This is a genomic window from Pseudomonas asiatica, from assembly GCF_009932335.1.
Classification (GTDB): domain Bacteria; phylum Pseudomonadota; class Gammaproteobacteria; order Pseudomonadales; family Pseudomonadaceae; genus Aquipseudomonas; species Aquipseudomonas asiatica.
In genome coordinates this window covers 59,698-80,446 of record NZ_BLJF01000002.1, presented here as the reverse complement: position 1 = coordinate 80,446, position 20,749 = coordinate 59,698, and the positions used below count along the sequence as shown (strand labels likewise).

Sequence of the window (20,749 nt, the reverse complement as noted above, 5' to 3'; positions counted from 1 at the left end):
CCGGTGCCATGCACCGCGTTGGATTCTTCGCGGCTAAAGCCGCTCCCACAGGGTACGCGGACCGCTTGCGAATTCAGGTCTCTATGCGACAGCGAATGCCCGCGAAGAAGACTCACAGGGCAATCAGGTCACGCAGGTAAGCCCAAGGGTAGATACCCCGTTCATGCCCATCGCTGAACACCAGCTGCACGCCATATCCTTGCGGCTCGATTTGCACCACGCGCACATCATCGCGCACCAGACTGATGCTCCCCTGCAGCCGTGCCGTTCGGCATTGTGAACAGGGGCAAGCACCGCGCAGGCGGGCATGGCTGAGGCTGTGTTCGCCGTCTTGCCATTGCAGCACCAGTTGCCCGGGCCCGCGCATGTTGCGAATAGCTTGCGGGGCGTTCATCAGTAGGCCCCGCGCAGTTGCGCCATGGCGATCCGCACAGCCTTGCGCACCTCGGGATCGCTATCGGCCTCGGCGGCCTGCAGCACCGGCAAGGCACGCGCCTGGCCCAGCTCACCCAGGGCCAGAGCCGCCTCCTTGCGCAGGTTGGCAATGCCGTGGCCAAGCAACTCGCCAAGCGCGTCCAGGGCCGCAACATGACGCAGCCGCCCCAGAGACCGCGCCGCACGCAGACGTACTTGCCAGAAGTCATCGGCAAGAGCATTTACCAGTGCCGGGCCTGCTGGGGCCAGGCCCACCTTGCCTAGCGTGGTGGCGGCTTCTTCACGCACTTGCCAGGCCTTGTCAGCCAATGCAGCCACCAATGCTGGCACCACCGCGCTGTCGCGGGCGAGCCCCAGCGCACCAATGGCCGCGCGGCGCACCTCGGTGTCCGGCTCATCTGCGGCAAGCTTTGCCAATGCTGGCAATGCCGGCTGGTGCTTGAGCCAGCCAAGAATACCCACTGCCTCACGCCGGACCGCGGCGTCGCCATCGGCCAGGGCCAGCAGTGCAGGCTCTGCAGCATCTTCCAGGCGCAACTCGCGCAAGGCACGCAGGGCGCTTGCACGGACGAAGGCATCGGCATGCTTGACCCATGGCAGGATCAGCTGACCGTTTTCAAGGCTCTTGAGTTCGCTGAGGCTCTGGGCGGCAGCCAGCCGTACCGGCTCGGCAGCATCGGCCAGCGCAGCACACAGGGCCTGCACAACTTCGGGTTCTTCCCAGGCCTCGAGCAGGCGCGCGGACTCGGCACGCACCTCGTCGGCGACATCCACCAGCAGTGCATCGGTGAGCCATGGCAAGCCATCCGGGTCTTCCAGGTCGGCCAGTTCGATCAGGGCGATGCGGCGCACGCCTGCATCAGCGGCACCAAGGCGAGGCAGAAGAGCAAGGATGTCGGGGTTGTCAGTCGTTCGTTCAGTCATAGCGCGATCCGTAGCGGTGGGTGCTCAGTGTCCGGCAGGCCCAGCGGGGTCAGGCGCGGGAGTTCGCGGCCTTCCTCGTGACGGAGCAAGGCCAGACAGTGACGCTTGAGGTGAGTGAATTCAGGGCTGGTCAGCAGGCTGGCGCGGCGTGGGCGCGGAAACTCCAGGTGCAGGTCTTCGATAAAGCGGCCAGGTCGCGGGCTCATCACCAGGATACGGTCGGCCAGGAACAGCGCCTCGTCGATATCGTGGGTGACGAACACCACGGTGGTGCGGATGCTTGCCCAGATATCCAGCAACAGCTCCTGCATGCGTGCACGGGTTTGCGCATCCAGGGCACCGAAGGGTTCGTCCATCAGCAAAAGGCGCGGCCGGTTGATCAGCACCCGGGCAATCTCGGCCCGTTGCTGCATGCCGCCGGACAACTGACTGGGCCAGCGCCCGGCAAAGTCGGCCAGCCCCACCAGTTGCAGCATTTCACGAGCCTGCCGGCGACGTTCGGCGCGGCCCTGGCCCTGCATCTTCAGGCCGAAGGCCACGTTGTCGAGCACGCTACGCCAAGGCAGCAAGGTGTGGTGCTGAAACACCATGCCACGCTGCGGTGACGGCCCGGCAACGGTCTGGCCATCCACGCTCAACTGGCCGCTGCTGGGCACCAGGTGCCCGGCCAGGGCGCCAAGCAACGTCGACTTGCCGCAACCGGAGGGGCCAAGGATGCAGACGAACTCGCCAGGCTCTACGGCAAAGTCCAGACGCTGCACCGCCTCGAATGCTTCGCTGCCATGCCCCAGTCGTATCGACAGGCCACGCCCGTCGATACGCCCTGGCGCTGGTTGATAACTGTTCATCAGCTGGCCCTCCGCGTGCGGTACCAAGGCGTGGCCAATTCCCCAAGTCGCTTGACCAGGGCGCTGCTGCCCATGCCCAGCACGCCGATCAGCAGCATGCCGACGATGATGTCCGGGTAGTTTTGCAAGGTGTACGACTCCCAGGTGTAGTAGCCGATACCGAACTGTCCGGAAATCATCTCGGCGGTGACCAGGCAGAACCATGAAGTACCCATGCCGATGGCAAGGCCAGTGACGATGCTTGGCAGCGCTCCAGGCAACACCACTTCGCGCAGGATCGACCAACGTTCTGCACCGAGGCTGCGCGCCGACGCCACCAGGCGCGGGTCGATGGCCTCGACGCCGTGCACGGTGTTCAGCAGGATCGGGAACAGCGCGCCAGTGAACGTTATGAACACCATCGACAGTTCCGACGACGGGAACATCAGGATCGCCAGCGGAATCCACGCCACCGCCGGAATCGGACGCAGCACTTCGAGTGGCGGCAGCAGGGTGTCCTCGGCCCATTTCGAGCGGCCGATCAACAACCCCAGGGCCACGCCAATCAGCGCCGCGGCGCCATAACCGGCAAACACCCGTGACAGGCTGCTGCCCAGGTGCGCCAGCAGGGTGCTGGAGGTCAGCAACTGCCAGGCAGCTTCCAGCACCGCCTTCGGTGTGGGGACATAGGTGAACGTCAGCAGCCCGAGGTCCAGCTTCACGCTCGCCGCGACCTGCCAGAACAGCAGGCAGGCCAGCAGCGAAGCCAGGCGCACCGGCCAGCGCTTGAGGTTGCAGGTCATGTCGGTGCCTCCCGGTCAGCGCTGGGCGACCAACTTCTGGTTGGCGCTGACGAAGTCCAGCGCTTCACCGCCATGGGCCTTGGCATACTGCTCGGCCTGGTCCTTGAGCAGGAACGCTGCCAGTTCACCCTTGGCGTTACGCACGAACCAGGCCTGGTTCGCCAGCAACTTGATTCCGCTGTCGGCGGCCTGGGCGTAGATGGCGCGGATGTCCTTGCCCTCCTGCTCCAGCTGGGCCAAGGCGCCAAGCGCGGCCTCCGGCGAAGCGTAGTGGCGGACCTTGCCTTCACCGCGCACCCAGATCTGTGCCAGGCGGCTGAAGTCGGTGATCGGTTTGCCTGTCAGCGCGTCATTGGCCTTGAGTGGCTGCGGATCATAGTCTTTCAGCGCCTTGTCGTAGTCCAGGCCAGCCTCCTTGAAGGCCGCACGGATGTACTGGTCGTCGATGAACTTGTCGGTGTCGAGGCCGCGGTCGGTCTTTTTAAGCAGCTTGAGCGTATCGATGGAGGTTGCGACTGCCTGACGGTATTCAGGCTTCCATGTCAGGTCGCGGGTCTGCAGGCCGAGCGGGCCGTGGAACAGGTAATTGACCTCGGCCTCGATGCCGGTGACTTTCTCGATCAACTCGCTGTACTTCTCAGGTTCCGCAGCGATCAGCCGATCGGCTTCGAGGCTGGCGCGCAGGTAGGCGGTGACCACTTCGGGGTACTTCTTCGCATAATCGGCATCGACCAAAGCGCCATGGAAGGTCGGTGCGTTGGCTTGGGCGCCGTCATAGATCTTGCGGGCGAAGCCGCGGTTGGGGAACAGTTCGGCGAACGGCACGAAGTCGGCATGGGCCTCGATGCGGTTGCTACGCAGGGCGGAACCGGCGATTTCCGGCGCCTGGGCGATGATTCGCACATCCTTCTGCGGGTCCCAGCCCTGGGCTGCTACGGCACGCAGCAGCATGCCGTGGGCGGTGGAGGCGAACGGCACGGAAATGGTCCTGCCCTTGAGTTCAGCCAGCGACTGCACGCTGGACGCCGCCGGTACGACGATGCCATTGCCGCTGCCGTGCACGCTGCCCGACAGCACGCTTACGAACAGGCTGCGCTTGCCGGCATCCAGGTGGGCAACACCGTTGAACGACCCGGGGAAGTCGGCCATTGCACCGAAGTCGAGTTTGCCAGCGACCATTTCATTGGTCAGTGGCGCACCGCTGGTGAAGTTCTTCCACTCCACCTGATACTTGGCATCTTTGTATTTGCCGTCATGCGGCAGGTACTTGTCCAGCAGGCCAAGCTCGCGTATCAGCAGGCCACCAGTGGCGCAGTTGATGGTGGTGTCCTGGGTGCCAATGGCGATGCGGATGGTTTCGGCGCTGGCATTCAGGCCAGTGAGCGCCAGCGCGAGGCCGGCCACGGTTGCAACAAGGCGCATGGGTGTTTCCCCTCGAGTCGTTATAAGAGTTGGGTCGTCTCCGCCGCCCGGCTTGGGTGGTGGGAAACGAGGGGCACAGCAGGAGGGCGTCCGGTGGTGCGCCGGATGGCGGGATGAATCAGCGCAGCAGGTATGGGATGTCGACCTTCACCGCACCCGTGGGGCAGTCCTTTTCGCAGGGCATGCAGTACCAGCATTCGTCGAAGGCCATGTAGGCCTTCTGCGTGGCCGGGTTGATCGCCAGCAGGTCCATGGGGCAAACCTCCACGCAGACGGTGCAGCCTTTTTCGGCGATGCACTTGTCTTCGTCGATGGTGACGGGGGCGCTGCTGCGGAAGAAGATTTCTTGCGGCTGGTAGGCCATTTCACGGAGTCCTCGGGGCCTGCGGCCCTCGTTCTTCGAAGTGTTCACAGGACACAGCGTCGCCTAGGCTGCATCGGCCTTTACCCGCAGCTGGTCGTAGGCGGTCTGCTCTTGTGCGTCCAACGCAATCAGGTAAGGCTCGACCGCTTTCCTGAAACTGGTCATTTCACCGTTCTCGCCCTTTTTCAGATGGCAATGGCAGAACCACTCGCCATCATTGCGCTCAGGGAAGTCCACCCGGTGGTGGTACAGCCCCCAGCGGCTTTCCTCGCGGAACAGCGAGGCCCGCGCCGCCATCTCGGCGCAATCGCGAATCACCGAAACTTCCATCGCACGCATCAGTTCATGAGGGTTGCTGGCCTTCATCTGGTCGAGGTCACGTTCGATCTCTGCAAAGCGCTCCAGGCCGATTTCCATCTTTTTGGTCACCTTCGGCGGCTGCAGGTAATCGTTGACCATGCGTCTGAGCTTGTACTCGACCTGCGCCGGCGGCAGGCCATGCTGACGCTGCAGCGGGGCAAACACCCGCGCGCGCTCGCGCTCGACCTGTTCGGCATCGACCTCGGCGAGTTCGCGCCCGGTCACGTAATGCGCAGCGTTCACACCGGCAAACCAGCCATAGGTGAAGGCCCCGAGCATGTAGTTGTGCGGCACCGCTGCCATATCGCCCGCGGCATACAGCCCTTTGACGCTGGTCTCGGCCTTTTCATTGACCCACACCCCCGACGCCGAATGCCCCGAGCAGAAACCGATCTCCGAGATATGCATCTCGACCATGTGCTGGCGATAATCGGTGCCACGCCCGGCGTGGAACTGGCCACGACTGGGGCGCTCGTTGCTGTGCAAGATCTCTTCGATGTTCTGGATGGTTTCCTCGGCCAAGTGATCGAGCTTGAGGAACACCGGGCCATTGCCGCCCTCGAGTTCCTGATGGAACTCCCACATCATCTGGCCGCTCCAGTAGTCGCACTCGATAAAGCGCTCACCCTTGCTGTTGGCGGTATATCCACCCAGTGGGCCGGTGACGTAGGCACAGGCCGGGCCGTTGTAGTCCTTGATCAGCGGGTTGATCTGGAAGCACTCGAGGTTGGCCAGTTCGGCACCTGCATGGTAGGCCATGGCGTAGCCATCACCGGCGTTGGTCGGGTTCTCGTAGGTGCCCATCAGATAACCCGACGACGGCAGGCCCAGGCGCCCGGCCGCGCCGCAGGCAAGGATCACCGCCTTGGCCCGCACCACGCGAAACTCGCCGCTACGGCAATCGAAACCCAGCACGCCAGCGGCCGCGCCTTCACCATCGAGCAGCACACGGGTGCAGACCATACGGTTGCTGATTTCGACCCGGGCACGCTTGAGCTGACGGTACAGCACCTTCTTGATGTCGTGGCCTTCGGGCATGGGCAGCACGTAGGCGCCCATGTGGTGAACCTTTTTCACCGCGTAGTCGCCGGTCTCGTCCTTCTCGAACTTCACCCCCCAGCGGTCGAGTTGCTCGATGGTTTCAAAGCTGTGGGTAGCGTAGGCATGCACCGTGGCCTGGTTGACGATGCCGTCATTGGCCACGGTGATTTCCTTGGTGTACTGCTCGGGGGTGGCATGGCCTGGGATGATCGCGTTGTTCAGGCCATCCATGCCCATGCTGATGGCTCCGCTGCGCTTGACGTTGGCTTTGTCCAGCAGCAGCACGCGCAGGTTTTTGTCCTGCTCCTTGGCCTTGATCGCCGCCATCGGCCCGGCGGTACCGCCACCGATGACGATGATGTCGTAGTCCTGGGTCTGGATGCTCATGCCTTGCTCCCCTTCTGGCGGTCGATGCGCAGGCGGTACTGGAAAGCATCGCCGCGGTAGTAAAGGTGTTCGAAGTCCAGTGGCGTACCATCGGCGGCATGGGTCAGGCGCTCGATGCGCATGATCGGCGAGCCTTCTTCAACATCCAGGGCCTGGGTCAGGTCGCTGTCGGCCAGCACGGCATCGATGGCCAGGTCGGCGTGGCCAAGGGCAATGCCGCAGTCGTTTTCCAGGAGCAGGAAAATGTCGCGGGTGACAAGGTCGGCCTTTTCCAGTTTTTCGCCGACGGCCTTGGGCAACCAGGTCAGCTCCAGCGACACCGGCTCGCGGTTGATCAGCCGTACTCGGCGGATCTCGGTGACCAGGCTGCCCTCCTCGACCTGCAGCCGCGCGGCCACCAATGCATTGGCTGGCACATGGCGGAAACTGCGCAGGCGGTTGATCACCTCGTAACCCATTTGCGTCATCGACTCGCCCAACCCCTGCAGGGTACTGACGTTCTGGAAAGCCTTGGGCTTGGCGACGAAGGTGCCCTTGCCGTGGATCTTGAAAATCAGCCCTTCCTTCTGCAGGTCGCCCAGCGCCTGGCGCACGGTGATGCGGCTGACGTCGAAAGCCTTGCCCAGTTCGCTTTCCGAGGGCATGCGGCTATGCGATGGATAAGTGCCGTCGAGGATGCGCTCGCGCAGCAATTCCTTGAGCTGGGTGTAAAGCGGTACCGGGGACAGGGGGAGCAGTTCGGCCATGGGGTCTCTTCGCTGATCGGATACTTGTTATAACAAGTTGTGACCAGAGAATAGAGGGCATAATAACTGCCGTGGAAATATCGATATCGCATATGGATAGATGCGTTTGTGATTGCTTCTGCCGGCCTCTTCTCGGCGAAAGGTAAAAACAGCTACAGATCAAGGCGATGGACGCCATCGGATCAGATGGGTATCATGCGTGCGCGTTGCACTCGTAGCTCAGCTGGATAGAGTACTGCCCTCCGAAGGCAGGGGTCGTGGGTTCGAATCCCGCCGAGTGCGCCATACCCCTCACAAAGCCCGCCTTGCGCGGGCTTTGTCGCTTCTGCAAGACAGTGTCGGCCTGCTCGCGTTATTTCGTTTGGCGCTTACTGAAGCCGGCTTTAGTCCTGATGGCTTTACCTGGTTGGATCCATCTGCTTAGAATAGTGGCATTATGCCTCATCCTTCAGATGGATCGTCGCAAGGTTAACCATACCCTCCAGGGAATCAGGAATGAAAATGCTGAAACACTGTCTGGCCTTGACCATCGCCGCCACCCTCGTGGGTTGCCAGGCGACCGGTGAGCAATACCAATCCGATGTGTTCGATGCCAGCCAGGTAAACACCCAGCAGGAAGCCAAGACCGTGAAAATCATCACGGTCTCGCCGACCAAGATCAAGGTCAGCAACGAGAAGAACCAGAAAGCCGCAATGATGGTGGGTGGTGTACTGGGTGCGCTGGGTGGCGCGGCGCTGGGTGCAGGCCACAACAAGGACACCGCGATCATCGGCGGCGTGGCAGGCGGTGGCGCCGGCGCACTGGCAGGGTCCCTGGTCAGCGATACCTCGCTGGTGCCCGGCGTACTGATCGGCTACTCGGAAAACGGCAAGATCTACACCTCCGCCCAGGTTGGCCGCCCGTGCGATTTCGAAGTGGGGGGCATCTCCCTGATGGTCATGACCATCTCCAACGAAACCCGCATCCAGCCAAATGCGACCTGCCCAGATCCGAAAAAGAGCTGAGGCCTGAGCACATGAAGCACATTGTTCTGGGCACCGCCCTCGCACTGTCTGCCGCCACTGCCATGGCAGGCCAGTTCGATCAGCTCTACCAGATCGAACAGCAGACCAAGCAATCCGAAGCCGCCCTGGAAACCGAACGCCTGCGCCAGGCCGCCGCCGCCGAGCAGCGCGCCGAAGCTCGCGAAGCTGCTGCCCGCCAGCAGCGCGCAGCGGCCCAACGTGCCTCCGCGCAGCGTGCCGCCGAGAAACAGCAGGCGCAAGCAGCCGAGCGCAAGCGCGTGCAGACCCGCGAAGAAGCCTACGAGGACGACCTGCGTGCGCTGGAGCTGGAAGAGCGTCGCCTGGCCCTGCAAGCGAAAAAGGCAAAGGTCGCCCGCGCCAACGACTACATCGATGCCGAACTGCGCGACAGCGCTGCACGCACCGACGTGATCCAGTCCAATGCAGACTCCGCACGCAACGTCACCTCGGGCGCCAAGTCGCTGCTCGAGGACGCCGGCAAGGCGGAAGTGAAACGCGCCGGCAGCCTGTTCGGCGAGTAACCATCCAGGTGCGGTCCCGGCCCGCAGGCCGTGACCGCCCGTTGCAGAGACAACATCATGCTACGTCTGATCATGCTGGCCACGGCCGGCCTGCTGCTGAGCGGCTGCCTGCAGGAAGAAGCCAAGTTCCCCACCGTCGACCTGCACGGTCGCCTGGTCGTCGACCAGGAAATGACCGCATCGCGTCAGGCGCAGGGCATCCAGGGCGAGTACTTCAAGCGCGTCCTCAGCGTGAATGGCCAGGACATGGCCTTCAACGACTTCGTCCAGCAATACTGCCCGGACAGCAATACCCGCAACGAAACCTGTATCAAGGCCTTCCGCATCAAGAAGATCGACGATGTCAGCGGTGCCACGAGGTTCCTGCCCAACGGGCTGTAATCACCGTTGGAAGCACTGGAAAGGCCCCGGCAACGCGCCCGGGGCTTTTTCGTTTGTGCGACATGTCGCGTTTCTGGCACTCCCGTGCCACGGGTCATTGGTGTTAGCGTGGGCGTCTTCCCGTTTCCCGACGGGTAACCCACAACAATGATTGGCGAAGGAATGCGCACAACCATGCACCTGAAAAAACTTACCGCCACCACCCTGCTGCTGGCCAGCATCGGCCTGTTCACCCAACCGGCACAGGCCAACCTTACCCAGCAGCAGTCCGCGGCCATCGTCAAAGCCTTCGACGGCAGCGACCCAAGCGACTTCAAGCAGTTCCTCGGCAAGCTCAAAGGCAGCGACCTGGCCAAGGCCGACAACCTCGCGGCAACCCTGGATGCCTACCTGGCCGGCAAGCCATTGGCCGCCGAGCAGCAGAACGAGATCAACCGCCTGCTCGGCCTGTATACCCGCATCAAGTACGGCAAGGCTGCCAGCGAAACCCTGCGTGAACTGGTGGCCATCCCCACCTTCAATGTCGAAGGCACGCCGCAGCACGAGAACCCCGAGTTCCTCAGGATCGCCGAAAAGATCAAGGCCCTGGCCGACAGCTTCGGCCTGGCTTTCCGCAATATCGACAACCGGGTGTACGAGATTTCGCTGGGCAGCGGTAAGGAAGTGGTCGGCATCCATGCCCACGCCGACGTGGTGCCGGTCAACCCGGACAACTGGAAGCTGGCCGATGGCACGCGCCTGGACCCGTTCAAGGTCACCCTGGTCGGTGACCGCATGTACGGCCGCGGCACCGAAGACGACAAGAACGGCATTGTCGTGGCGATGTACGCGCTGAAAGTGGCCAAGGACGAAAACCTGCCGCTGGCCCGCCAGTTCAAGCTGCTGATCGACACCACTGAAGAAACCAGCGGTGATGCCATCCCCTACTACTTCGAGCGCAACCCCACGCCCGACTACAACCTGGCCCTCGATGGCGGCTACCCGGTGGTCATCGCCGAGAAAGGCTACGGCACGATCATGGCCAGCTTCAGCAAGCGCCAGGCCAGTGGCAAGGGTGCCGAGATCGTCAACCTGACCGGCGGCCTGGCCACCAACCAGATCCCGACAACCTCGGTCGCGACCCTGGTCACCGACAACCCGGCGAAGCTGGCCAGCCAGCTGGAAAAAGCCGGCGCCGATTACGTGAAGCGCAATGGCGGCGACTTCAGCATCGCTGCCAAGGCCGATGGCAAGCAGGTGTTGCTCACCGTGACCGGCGTTTCCGCCCACTCTTCGGAGCCGGAGTCCGGGGTCAACCCGGTGGCGCGCATGCTTGGTTTCATCAACGGCCTGGGCAAGGATGTGCCGCTCAAGCACAACCACTTCACCGATGCCGCCCGCTATGCCGCCGACAACTGGGGCCTGGACTACCTGGGCAACAAGCTCGGCGTGGCCTTCAAGGATTCGTTCATGGGCCCGCTGACCGCCTCGCTGACCTTTGTCGGGGTGGATGAAAAAGGCCTGAAACTGGCGGTGAACCTGCGCATTCCGAAGGGCAAGCCCATTGCCAAGATCAAGGACGAACTGGCTGACAAGCTGGGCAAATGGACCCGGCAGAGCCATACCTCGGTGGCCTTCGACTACAGCCTGGACGAGCCGATGTACCGCAACCCCGAAGGCGAATGGGTCAAGGCCTTGCTGGACGTTGCCACCGAGAACCTGGGCATGAAGCACGAGTTCGGCACCTCGGCGGGTGCTACCTCGGTACACGACCTGCCTAACGGCGTGCAGTTCGGCCTGGCCATGCCGGATGTGAAGTACACCGGGCACAACGACAACGAGTTCAAGACCGTGGAGCAGTTCATGCTGGACTTGCAGGTGGTGAGCGAGATGGTGGCGCGGATCGGGCAGATGCCGAAGCTCTGAGCCAACTCTACCGGCCTCTTCGCGGCTAAAGCCTCCCACCTCGACCGCATCGGCCTCGAGCCAGGTGCTATCCCTGTGGGAGTGGCTTTAGCCGCGAAGAGGCCGGCACAGGCGACAACTCATGACGTTTTTCAATCGACTCGATGCCGTTTCCTGCATTGCCGTGCAGAGCGCCGTGCCGGATGCTTTATTTACTCCGAGACATCGCTTTTTCCCCAGCAGAGGCCCGTATGAAGACCGTCGAACAAATCCTCAAGACCAAGTCCCAGCATCAGACCGTGTACACCATCGGCCCGGATGACTCGGTACTCGACGCACTGAAAATGCTGGCGGAAAAAAACGTCGGTGCGCTCCCGGTGGTCGAGGCCAACCAGGTGGTGGGTATCGTCAGTGAACGGGACTATGCGCGCAAACTGGTGCTCAAGGGCCGCTCGTCCGCCGCCACCCCTGTGCGCGAGATCATGAGTGCGCCGGTGGTCACCGTGGAACCGAAGCAGAAGCTCGACTACTGCATGAACCTGATGACCGACCGCCACCTGCGCCACCTGCCGGTGGTCGACAATGGCCAGCTGCTCGGCCTGCTGTCGATCGGCGACCTGGTCAAGGAAACCATCGCCGAACAGGCCAGCCTGATCCTGCAACTGGAGCAATACATCCGCGGTGAATGAAGCACCTCAATGGTAGGCGCGCTCCAGTTCGTCCAGCTGATGGTCGAAGCTGCGCAGGCGCGCCGACCAGGTGTACACCAGCACTTCCAGATCCCGATTGAGCACGGCAGTGTTGCCATTGCCGCTGCGGGTTGGTTCGCCCAGATCCAGCTGGTAGCGTTCACGGGCCATGGCCTGGGCCACGCTGGACAGGTCGCGGGCATTGGCCAGCCAGTGGTGGTGGTGGTCATGAATTTCGCGGTCGAGCAAGCGGCACTGGCGTTTCAGGGCATCCAGGCTCTGCTCCAGCGGCGTGCCCTTGAGCTCGCCCATGACCTCTTCGAAGGTGCGCCCCGAATGCCAGTAGCTGCCCCAGAAGTAGCGGTCGAACACCGTCTCGACGCGGCGCAGCGCAACCTTGGTGTTCCAGATGGTCAGCAACGTTCGCCCCTGCACCACCTCGCGCTTGTTCAGGTGCAGTTGCTGCCAGGCGATCCAGGCCAGCGCCACCAGTGCAACCGCCACGGTGACGGCGGCAGCGGCATACAGGAAGTGCACTGCCTGGTTCATCTGTTGCGATTGCCTGATGCCGTAGAAGTAACTGGCCGTCAGGGTGCCCAGGATCGTCACGGAGCACCAGAAACCCGGTGCGTAGGGATCTTTCATCGCGCTATCCCCTTGTTGTTTTCCTGAGCATAGCAACGGCCAATCACTCGTCAGGTGCCACTCGGCGCTTTATTTTCGAGGGCGGCGCAACGCTTCGTTGAGTTGATCGAATGGCTCCGCCCAGTCGGCATCCTCATTGATGCTGTCGTTGAGAAACTCGCGCTGGGAAGCGGTCCAGAACGGCGCATCCACCAACTTGATGTCGTTCTTCAGTGGCGAGTGGCTGGCGATGAACTGATCGATGCTCACCGCATCGTCAGGCAGGCCCAGTTGTTTGAACAGCTCGGCAAAGGGATGAATCGGCGCTTCCATGGTTCCTCCTGAGAGCCAGGCAAGCCGTCCACGACGCCCGCCCGGCATTGGTGTGAAAACATCAGCACAGCTCGCGCACTTCGGCGTGCGGCACCAGTTTCATGTACTGCTCCATGCTCATGTGGATCAGGTGATCGTGGTCACCCGCTTCCAGGTAGACATCGCCCTGGCGGGTCAAGCTCGGGTCGACCAGCATTTTTATCTGGTAGGCATCGCCAAGGGCCGGTACGGCACCGCGCTCGCAGTCGCCGAACAGGCTCGGCAGGCCGCTTTCACGGGTCAGTTGCCAGGCCCCGGACATGCGCACCTTGGTCATGTCCAGATGCCGGTTGGCCGGTAGCACGGCCATGATGTAGTTGCCATGACGGTCATCGAGCATCACCGACTTGGCGACCCGCTCGGCGGGCACGCCGGCCGTACGGGCCGACTCCAGGCTGGTGGCCGAATGTGGATGGGGAATGATGTCGTAATCGCAGTTGGCCTTGTCCAGGCGATCCTGCAGGGTCTTTGCCATACGCATGATGCACCTCCGGTTTCGCCCCCCAATTTCCAATTTTAGGCCGGGTACCAGCAGGCAGGGCTAAACTTGTGCAATAGAGGCAAACGAGGTGACGACAGGTGATCGCCCGCTGCTGGCGCTGGCTGTTGCTGGTGTTGCTGCTTGGCATTACGCCAGGCGGTCAGGCAGCGCCTGGTGCAGTCTGGGTGCTGGGTGTCGATGACGCCATCGGCCCTGCCAGCGCAGACTACCTGGTGCGCAGCCTCGACCAGGCCAAGGCACAGGGTGCACAACTGGTGGTTATCCGCATGGACACCCCGGGCGGGCTGGACAGCGCCATGCGCCAGATGATCAAGGCGATTCTCGCCAGCCCAGTGCCGGTCGCAACCTTCGTCGCCCCCAGCGGAGCCCGCGCCGCCAGCGCCGGCACTTATATCCTCTATGCCAGCCATGTCGCGGCCATGGCGCCCGGTACCAACCTGGGGGCCGCAACCCCCGTGCAGGTCGGTGCTCCGCCAGGCACGCCCAAGGATGACAAGGCCAAAGGCAGCGATGACGATACCCTCGCGCGCAAGCAGGTCAACGATGCGGCGGCCTACATCCGTGGCCTGGCGCAGCTGCGCGGGCGCAATGCCGACTGGGCGGAGAAGGCCGTGCGCGAGGCGGTCAGCCTGTCCGCCAGCGAGGCCTTGAGGCTTGACGTTATCGACCTGATGGCCGATGACCTGCGTGACCTGCTGCACAAGCTCGATGGCAAAACGCTCACTGTCGCTGGCCAGCCCCTGCAACTGCAGACCGCCGGCGCCAACCTGGTCGAGCACCTGCCGGACTGGCGCACACGGGTGTTGGCGGTCATCACCAACCCCAGCGTGGCGCTGATTCTGATCATGATCGGTGTGTACGGCCTGCTGTTCGAATTCATGAACCCCGGCTCGACGGTCGGCGGCGTGGTAGGCGGTATATGCCTGCTGCTGGCGCTATATGCCCTGCAGCTGTTGCCGGTGAGCTTCGCCGGGGTGGCGCTGATATTGCTCGGCATCGCCTTCATGATCGCCGAAGCCTTCCTGCCCAGTTTCGGCGTGGTCGGCTTTGGCGGCATTGTCGCCTTCGTGGTCGGCGCGCTGATCCTGATCGACACCGATGCCCCTGGCTTCGGTATCCCGCTGGCCCTGATCGGCATCCTGGCGGTGCTCTCGGCGCTGCTGATCGGCGGTGTGCTGGGCATGGCGCTCAAGGCCCGCCGACGGGCGCTGGTCAGCGGTGACGCCGGCCTGGTCGGCAGCCTGGTCACCGTCACACAGGTGATGGCGGGCAACCCGTTCTGTGGCTTTGTGCTGGCCCAGGGCGAGCAATGGCAAGCGCAGTGTGCAACGCCACTGCAAGCGGGCCAGAACGTGCGGGTGACCGCGCGCCATGGCGTCATGCTGGAAGTGAGCGCCGCCGCGCCCGCGGCGCAAGGAGAATGACCATGTTCATGCAATTGGGCTTCGGCGCGGTGCTGATCGTGCTGGCGATGCTGTTGCTGTCGGCGTTCCGCATCCTGCGCGAATACGAGCGCGGCGTGGTGTTCCAACTGGGGCGCTTCTGGCAGGTGAAGGGGCCGGGGCTGATCCTGCTGATCCCGGTAATCCAGCAAATGGTGCGGGTGGACCTGCGCACCGTGGTGCTGGATGTACCACCTCAGGATGTGATCACCCGCGACAACGTCTCGGTCAAGGTCAACGCCGTGCTCTACTTCCGAGTGCTCGACCCGCAGAAGGCGATCATCCAGGTCGAGGATTTCCTCGTGGCGACCAGCCAGCTGGCCCAGACCACGCTGCGCGCGGTGCTCGGCAAGCACGAACTGGATGAACTGTTGGCCGAACGCGAGCAACTGAACTCGGACATTCGTCAGGTGCTTGATGCACAGACCGATGCCTGGGGTATCAAGGTGGCCAACGTCGAGATCAAGCACGTCGATCTCAACGAATCGATGGTGCGCGCCATTGCCCGCCAGGCCGAGGCCGAGCGTGAACGTCGGGCCAAGGTGATCCATGCCGAAGGTGAGTTGCAGGCGTCGGAGAAGTTGATGCAGGCGGCGCAGATGCTGAGCAAGGAGCCAGGGGCGATGCAGTTGCGCTACATGCAGACGCTGGGGACGATTGCCGGGGACAAGAGCTCGACCATCGTCTTTCCGCTGCCGGTGGATTTGCTCAAGGGGTTGGTGGACAAGCAGAAATAGAGGTGGCCCATTCGCGGGCAAGCCCGCGAATGGCCTACATACGGTCTGTCAGACTGGCGCGCGACGCAGAGTCGCCAGGAAGGTGGCCGCGCCAATGAACAACCCGGCGAAAGTCCGGTTCAAACGCTTCTGCTGTTTGGGCGTACGCAGCAAGCGCAACACCCGCGCAGCCAACCCGGTATACCCCGCCATCACCAGCATATCCACGGCGACCATGGTCACGGTGATCGCCACATACTGGGGCAACAGCGGTTCATGCGGATTGATGAACTGCGGCAGCACCGCCAGCATGAACACCAGCGCCTTGGGGTTGCTGACGTTGACCAGGAAACCACGGAACACCAGGCTCAGCGGTTTGCCGATCGGACGCACGGCGGATTCATCGCTCATGTCCAAGGGCAGCGCACGCCACTGTTTGTAGGCCAGGTAGACAAGGTAGGCGACACCGAACCATTTGATTATCTGGAACGCCGTGGCCGAGGCAGCCAGAACAGCACCGACGCCGGCGGCGATGATGGCGATCTGCAGGATCAGGCCCAGTTGCAGGCCCAGGGCGTTCCAGTAACCACGCCAGAAACCGTATTGCAGGCCACTGGACATCGAGGCAATCGCCCCGGCGCCGGGTGAAAGGCTGATCACCCAACAGGCGGCAAAGAAGCCCAACCACACTTCCATCGACATCACACACCTCGCTCGGACATATGTTGCAAAACGTTAAGCTAAGGTGTTGGTGAAAAAATAACCAGTAAATTTTGCAGGATTTACTCCGTCAGTACCGGCCTCTTCGCGGGCTTGCCCGCTCCCACAGGTATTGCGCTGCTCTCAAAGGCTATGGATTTCCTGTGGGAGCGGGCAAGCCCGCGAAGAGGGCCGTACAGGATTAATCAATCCACCTCGGCGGACGACTCTTTGTGCATGGACTGCACCTCAGCCCCGCGCCAGCGCCGTACTGACTTCTGGAAGAACTGGCTATTGGGCACCTGCACCAGCGCCCCGCCCGCCTCGGGCATTTCCATCAGCGTGGTGAACAGCAGGTTGATGGCAATCACCCGGCCCTTGACGCCCGGCTTGTCGAGGGTGTCGACCAGTTCGACCACATCACCAATACGAAACGGCCCGACGGTGAAGATCAGCACCGCGCACAGCAGGTTGGACAGCACGCTCCACATGGCGAAGAAAGCCACTGCTGCCACCGCGACGAAGCCGGACAGTGCTGTCCACAGTACCGTCGCCGATACACCCAGGCGCTCCAGCACGAACAGCAACGCGCTGCCCATGATCAGCCAGCGCAGGCCACCACGCACCGGCACCAGCAGCTCCGGCGGCAACGGGTAACGCTGGCTCAGGCGGCTCAGCCCGCGTGCAACGATGCGCTGCAGGACGAAGGCCACTACCAGGATCAACAGTATCTGCAAGCCCAGCCAGAAGGTGTCCATCCATTGCCCTGGCAGCAGCGAACGCAGTTCCTCCATCAGGACAGCGCCTCGAGCTCGGCCTGCATGCTTTCGAGGGTTTCCAGCGCTTCCATCCAGGCCTCTTCCAGTTCGCCTTCGCGCTGCTTCAGCTTGGTCTGGCGCGCCAGCAGGTCACGCAACTCGTCCTTGCGCGACGCGTCGTAGAGGCCACCATCACCCAGCGCGGTCTCGATCTCGGCCAGTTGCGCGTGCACCTGGTTGAGCTCGGCTTCCAGCTTGTCGGCAGCCTTCTTGTGCGGGGCCAGTTGCTGACGCAAGGCTGCGGCAGCCTGGCGTTGGGCCTTCTTGTCGGTCTTGTCCGGGTTGACCGGGGTGGTACTGGCCGGCGCGCTGCGCTGGCGGTACTCGACCAGCCAGCGGCTGTAGTCGTCCAGGTCACCATCGAAGATGTCGACCTTGCCGTCGGCCACCAGCAGGAAGTCGTCGGTGGTGCTCTTGAGCAGGTGACGGTCGTGCGACACCACCACCACGGCACCGGCAAACTCCTGCAGGGCCATGGTCAGCGCCAGGCGCATTTCCAGGTCGAGGTGGTTGGTCGGTTCGTCGAGCAGCAGCAGGTTCGGTCGCTCCCAGGCGATCAGGGCCAACGCCAGGCGGGCCTTCTCACCACCGGAGAAGTTCACCACCGGCTCGTCGACGCGATCGCCATGGAAGTCGAAGCCGCCCAGGAAGTCGCGCAGGGTCTGCTCACGCTCGGTGGGAGCAATGCGCTGCAGGTGCAGCAGCGGGCTGGCCTTGTCGTCCAGAGAGTCCAGCTGGTGCTGGGCGAAGTAGCCCACGGCCAGGTTCTCACCCCGCACCAGGCGGCCCGATAGTGGCTCGAGCTCGCCAGCGAGGTTCTTGATCAGGGTCGACTTGCCAGCGCCGTTGGGGCCGAGCAGGCCAATGCGCGCACCGGGGGTGAGCTGCAGCTTGACCTTGTCGAGGATCGCCTTGTCACCGTAGCCCAGGCGGCCTTCGGACAGGCTCAGCAGCGGGCTGGAGATTTTCTGCGACTCGCGGAAAACGAAGTCGAACGGCGAATCGACATGCGCCGCCGATAGCTCCTCCATGCGCTCCAGGGCCTTGATCCGGCTCTGTGCCTGGCGGGCCTTGGTGGCCTGGGCCTTGAAGCGGGCAATGTACTTTTCCATGTGCGCACGCTGGGCCTGCTGTTTCTCGTAGGCCTGCTGCTGTTGCGCCAGGCGCTCGGCCCGGGTGCGCTCGAAGGCAGTGTAGCCGCCCTTGTACAGGTTCAGCTTGCGCTGCTCGACGTGCAGCACATGGTCGACCACGGCATCGAGGAAGTCGCGGTCGTGGGAGATCAGCAACAACGTGCCGGGGTAGCCCTTGAGCCAGTCCTCCAGCCACAGGATAGCGTCCAGGTCCAGGTGGTTGGTGGGCTCGTCGAGCAGCAGCAGGTCGGAGGGGCACATCAGGGCCTGGGCCAGGTTCAGGCGCATCCGCCAGCCACCGGAGAAGTCGCCGACGCGGCGGTCCATCTGTTCGTTGGTGAAACCAAGGCCGGCCAGCAACTTGCGTGCGCGGGCGTCGGCGGTATAGCCGTCGGCGCTATCCAGCTCAATGTGCAGGCGCGCCAGGGCGGTACCGTCGTGGGCCTGCTCGGCCGCAGCGAGTTCGGCCTGGACCTTGCGCAGGCGCACGTCACCGTCGAGCACATAGTCCACGGCCAGGCGGTCGAGGGTATCGACCTCCTGGCGCATGTGGGCGATGCGCCAGTCACCGGGCAGCTGGCAATCGCCGGCATCGGGCGACAGCTCACCGCGCAGCAAGGCGAACAGGCTGGATTTTCCGGCGCCGTTGGCGCCGATCAGGCCGGCCTTGTGACCGGTGTGCAGGGTCATCTCGGCGCCTTCTAGCAAGCGCTGCGGACCACGCTGTAAAGTGAGGTTGGATAGTCTGATCATGATGGTCGCGGAGTCTACCAGCTTCCTCGGCCCATAGCGCGAGTGGAACCATGCACACCGACCTGTGGAATCACGCCCTGGCCCTGTACGCCAGGCCCGGCGTGGAAGCCGCCTGCCTTGAACTGCAGGCGCTGGGTGGCGATGTCTGTCTGCTGCTGTGCGCAACCTGGCTGCAGGCGCGTGGCGTGGCCGTGCGGGACGAACGCGTACACGCATTGCGCGAGGTTACCGAGCCCTGGCAGCGCGAAGTGGTCAACCCATTACGTAGCTTGCGCCAACAGTGGCGAGCAGCAGCGCAAAGTGATGCGCAGCTGGCGGCGTTGCGTGAGCAGGTTAAAGGGTTGGAATTACAGGCCGAGAAAGCCTTGCTGGAACGCTTGCAGGAGCGTTCGCGACAATGGCCGGCAAGCGCCCATGAGCCCATGGACGACTGGCTGGCCCGGCTGGCGCCGGACCAGGCCCGCCACCACGACGCGCTGGTTGGATTGCGCGTCGCGGCGGCAGCGCTTCAGGACGCCGAAGACGGTGCCTGAGCCGGGGTGCTGGCAGGTGCCGATGGCGCTACCGAAGCTGCCGGGGTGGCCGAGTTGGTCGCGGCGGCCAGATTGCTGGCGGCTGGCGTAGCCGGTTTGGCTTCGGCTGGCTTGCTGGCAACAGGCTTGGCAGCTGCTGGCTTGGCGGCGGGTTTGGCGGCCGTACGTGCTGGGGCCTTGGCGGCAGCTGGTTTCGCGGCCGGCTTGGCAGCAGCGGCTTTGGCTGGCGTTTTGGCCGCCGCTGGCTTGGCTGCAGGTTTAGCGGCTGCGGTGGCTTTGGCTGCTGGCTTGGCTGCAGGTTTGGCAGCAGCAGTGGCCTTGGCGGCTGGCTTGGCCGCAGGTTTGGCAGCAGCAGTAGCCTTGGCAGTTGGCTTGGCTGCAGGTTTGGCAGCAGCAGTGGCCTTGGCGGCTGGCTTCGCTGCAGGCTTGGCAGCAGCAGTGGCTTTGGCGGCTGGCTTCGCTGCAGGTTTGGCAGCAGCAGTGGCTTTGGCAGCTGGTTTGGCTGCAGGCTTGGCAGCAGCAGCGGCCTTGGCGGCTGGCTTGGCCGCAGGTTTGGCAGCAGCAGTGGCCTTGGCGGCTGGCTTGGCTGCAGGTTTGGCAGCAGCAGTGGCCTTGGCGGCCGGCTTGGCTGCAGGTTTGGCCGCAGCAGCCTTGGTGACGGGTTTGGCGGCTGCCGGTTTGGAGGTCTTGGCAGCACGCTGGTCAAGCGCCTTGGCTGCAGCTTCGCGAACCTTGCCTACACCTTGGGCCAGCTTGAGGCTGTCCTGGGCATCGCGCTTGAGTTGCTGAATATAAGAACGAGTCTGGGTTTGACGTTCCTTGAGGGAGTCGAGCAGTTCTTCAAGTTCGCCAATGACTTTTTGCGCCTTGGTCTGCGCCTTGGCTTTACCTGCCTTGGCCGCGTCTTGCAGTTTCAGGCGACCGTTGTGCAGTTTTTCCTGGGCCTTGCCACGCTGCTTTTCCAACTTGGCCAGCAGTTTTTCCGCATCAGCCAGCGCTTGCGAGCAGGCATCTTCCAAGTGTTCGAGCAAGCTGCCCGAAAGTTGCTGGAGCAGGTGTAACGGCGTGCTTACTGGCTTCTTTTTAGCCGACATGGTTTACCTCCTGGCTGACGAGATTGCGGCTCATACTATGCTTCTGCTGCTACCGCCGCTAGGGCATGTTGACAGTATTGTTTACGCCGCGTTGCATGCCTGGGCAAAGTTGTTATCTTGCAGCTCCGAGCAAGTGTAGTTGCTGAATAAATCATTGCTGATATTTGGCAGTTATCTGTATTGCACAGCACTCCTGTAGGAGCGGCCTTGTGTCGCGATGGGCTGCGGAGCAGCCCCTTGATTTCAGCACCAC

Annotated in this window: 23 protein-coding genes and 1 tRNA gene; 9 read left to right on the top strand and 15 right to left on the bottom strand. The window is 63.1% G+C overall.

All coding sequences use genetic code 11. The features are described 5' to 3' along the window. Nucleotides 1-112 precede the first annotated feature (112 nt). The 8 genes from GYA95_RS19780 to GYA95_RS19745 form a co-directional block, all read right to left on the bottom strand. Nucleotides 113-394: a DUF971 domain-containing protein gene (locus tag GYA95_RS19780; protein WP_015268568.1), complete on the bottom strand. Its 282-nt coding sequence runs from the start codon at nt 392-394 to the stop codon at nt 113-115. Further along, complete coding sequence (locus GYA95_RS19775) at nt 394-1,359, bottom strand: HEAT repeat domain-containing protein (RefSeq protein WP_015268567.1); 966 nt, start codon at nt 1,357-1,359, stop codon at nt 394-396. Before GYA95_RS19775 ends, GYA95_RS19780 begins: the two co-directional genes overlap by 1 nt. Then, on the bottom strand, nt 1,356-2,207 hold the full coding sequence (locus tag GYA95_RS19770) for an ABC transporter ATP-binding protein (RefSeq protein WP_015268566.1): 852 nt from the start codon (nt 2,205-2,207) through the stop codon (nt 1,356-1,358). Before GYA95_RS19770 ends, GYA95_RS19775 begins: the two co-directional genes overlap by 4 nt. Next, nucleotides 2,207-2,989: an ABC transporter permease gene (locus tag GYA95_RS19765; RefSeq protein WP_015268565.1), complete on the bottom strand. Its 783-nt coding sequence runs from the start codon at nt 2,987-2,989 to the stop codon at nt 2,207-2,209. Before GYA95_RS19765 ends, GYA95_RS19770 begins: the two co-directional genes overlap by 1 nt. Before the next feature lie 15 nt (nt 2,990-3,004). Continuing rightward, nucleotides 3,005-4,411, bottom strand: coding sequence for an ABC transporter substrate-binding protein (locus GYA95_RS19760; RefSeq protein ID WP_015268564.1), 1,407 nt, complete (start codon nt 4,409-4,411; stop codon nt 3,005-3,007). A gap of 118 nt (nt 4,412-4,529) precedes the next feature. Continuing rightward, nucleotides 4,530-4,775, bottom strand: coding sequence for a 4Fe-4S dicluster domain-containing protein (locus tag GYA95_RS19755; protein WP_008096634.1), 246 nt, complete (start codon nt 4,773-4,775; stop codon nt 4,530-4,532). Between the two features lie 63 nt (nt 4,776-4,838). Continuing rightward, complete coding sequence (locus tag GYA95_RS19750) at nt 4,839-6,563, bottom strand: fumarate reductase/succinate dehydrogenase flavoprotein subunit (RefSeq protein WP_015268563.1); 1,725 nt, start codon at nt 6,561-6,563, stop codon at nt 4,839-4,841. Next, nucleotides 6,560-7,309 carry a GntR family transcriptional regulator gene (locus GYA95_RS19745; protein ID WP_015268562.1) on the bottom strand — a complete coding sequence of 250 codons (750 nt, stop codon included), beginning with the start codon at nt 7,307-7,309 and terminating at the stop codon, nt 6,560-6,562. Before GYA95_RS19745 ends, GYA95_RS19750 begins: the two co-directional genes overlap by 4 nt. Nucleotides 7,310-7,517: 208 nt before the next feature. Here GYA95_RS19745 and GYA95_RS19740 point away from each other — a divergent pair. From GYA95_RS19740 to GYA95_RS19715, 6 genes are all read left to right on the top strand, one after another. After that, nucleotides 7,518-7,594, top strand: a tRNA-Arg gene (locus GYA95_RS19740). 210 nt (nt 7,595-7,804) lie between these two features. Next, a complete protein-coding gene (locus GYA95_RS19735) occupies nt 7,805-8,314 on the top strand; it encodes a hypothetical protein (protein WP_003260236.1) in 510 nt (169 codons plus the stop codon). An 11-nt stretch (nt 8,315-8,325) separates the two neighbouring features. Further along, nucleotides 8,326-8,856 (top strand): DUF5384 family protein, encoded by a 531-nt coding sequence (locus GYA95_RS19730; protein WP_015268560.1) that lies wholly within the window; start codon nt 8,326-8,328, stop codon nt 8,854-8,856. Between the two features lie 57 nt (nt 8,857-8,913). Then, nucleotides 8,914-9,237: a hypothetical protein gene (locus GYA95_RS19725; protein WP_015268559.1), complete on the top strand. Its 324-nt coding sequence runs from the start codon at nt 8,914-8,916 to the stop codon at nt 9,235-9,237. Nucleotides 9,238-9,411: 174 nt separating this feature from the next. Continuing rightward, a complete protein-coding gene (locus tag GYA95_RS19720) occupies nt 9,412-11,142 on the top strand; it encodes a dipeptidase (RefSeq protein ID WP_015268558.1) in 1,731 nt (576 codons plus the stop codon). A 230-nt stretch (nt 11,143-11,372) separates the two neighbouring features. Beyond that, a complete protein-coding gene (locus GYA95_RS19715; RefSeq protein ID WP_015268557.1) occupies nt 11,373-11,810 on the top strand; it encodes a CBS domain-containing protein in 438 nt (145 codons plus the stop codon). Between the two features lie 6 nt (nt 11,811-11,816). Here GYA95_RS19715 and GYA95_RS19710 read toward each other — a convergent pair whose 3' ends face one another. From GYA95_RS19710 to GYA95_RS19700, 3 genes are all read right to left on the bottom strand, one after another. Further along, on the bottom strand, nt 11,817-12,455 hold the full coding sequence (locus tag GYA95_RS19710) for a hypothetical protein (RefSeq protein WP_015268556.1): 639 nt from the start codon (nt 12,453-12,455) through the stop codon (nt 11,817-11,819). A gap of 69 nt (nt 12,456-12,524) precedes the next feature. After that, nucleotides 12,525-12,767 carry a DUF2789 domain-containing protein gene (locus GYA95_RS19705; RefSeq protein ID WP_015268555.1) on the bottom strand — a complete coding sequence of 81 codons (243 nt, stop codon included), beginning with the start codon at nt 12,765-12,767 and terminating at the stop codon, nt 12,525-12,527. Between the two features lie 61 nt (nt 12,768-12,828). Next, nucleotides 12,829-13,287: an aminoacyl-tRNA deacylase gene (locus GYA95_RS19700; protein WP_015268554.1), complete on the bottom strand. Its 459-nt coding sequence runs from the start codon at nt 13,285-13,287 to the stop codon at nt 12,829-12,831. 98 nt (nt 13,288-13,385) lie between these two features. Between GYA95_RS19700 and GYA95_RS19695 the strand changes: the two genes are divergently transcribed. Then, nucleotides 13,386-14,732 (top strand): NfeD family protein, encoded by a 1,347-nt coding sequence (locus GYA95_RS19695; RefSeq protein WP_015268553.1) that lies wholly within the window; start codon nt 13,386-13,388, stop codon nt 14,730-14,732. A 2-nt stretch (nt 14,733-14,734) separates the two neighbouring features. Next, nucleotides 14,735-15,487 (top strand): slipin family protein, encoded by a 753-nt coding sequence (locus tag GYA95_RS19690; protein ID WP_015268552.1) that lies wholly within the window; start codon nt 14,735-14,737, stop codon nt 15,485-15,487. A 48-nt stretch (nt 15,488-15,535) separates the two neighbouring features. On the opposite strand, the gene GYA95_RS19685 is transcribed toward GYA95_RS19690, so the two are convergent. The 3 genes from GYA95_RS19685 to GYA95_RS19675 all read right to left on the bottom strand — a co-directional run bounded on the left by GYA95_RS19685 (nt 15,536) and on the right by GYA95_RS19675 (nt 18,869). Continuing rightward, nucleotides 15,536-16,168 carry a LysE family transporter gene (locus tag GYA95_RS19685; protein WP_015268551.1) on the bottom strand — a complete coding sequence of 211 codons (633 nt, stop codon included), beginning with the start codon at nt 16,166-16,168 and terminating at the stop codon, nt 15,536-15,538. Between the two features lie 203 nt (nt 16,169-16,371). Beyond that, nucleotides 16,372-16,959 carry a mechanosensitive ion channel family protein gene (locus GYA95_RS19680; protein ID WP_015268550.1) on the bottom strand — a complete coding sequence of 196 codons (588 nt, stop codon included), beginning with the start codon at nt 16,957-16,959 and terminating at the stop codon, nt 16,372-16,374. Continuing rightward, nucleotides 16,959-18,869 carry an ATP-binding cassette domain-containing protein gene (locus GYA95_RS19675; RefSeq protein ID WP_015268549.1) on the bottom strand — a complete coding sequence of 637 codons (1,911 nt, stop codon included), beginning with the start codon at nt 18,867-18,869 and terminating at the stop codon, nt 16,959-16,961. Before GYA95_RS19675 ends, GYA95_RS19680 begins: the two co-directional genes overlap by 1 nt. A gap of 50 nt (nt 18,870-18,919) precedes the next feature. Here GYA95_RS19675 and GYA95_RS19670 point away from each other — a divergent pair, with 50 nt between their 5' ends. Next, a complete protein-coding gene (locus GYA95_RS19670) occupies nt 18,920-19,402 on the top strand; it encodes a TIGR02444 family protein (RefSeq protein ID WP_015268548.1) in 483 nt (160 codons plus the stop codon). On the opposite strand, the gene GYA95_RS19665 is transcribed toward GYA95_RS19670, so the two are convergent. Further along, nucleotides 19,378-20,496 carry an AlgP family protein gene (locus GYA95_RS19665; protein ID WP_015268547.1) on the bottom strand — a complete coding sequence of 373 codons (1,119 nt, stop codon included), beginning with the start codon at nt 20,494-20,496 and terminating at the stop codon, nt 19,378-19,380. The genes GYA95_RS19670 and GYA95_RS19665 overlap by 25 nt on opposite strands. Between the last annotated feature and the right edge of the window lie 253 nt (nt 20,497-20,749).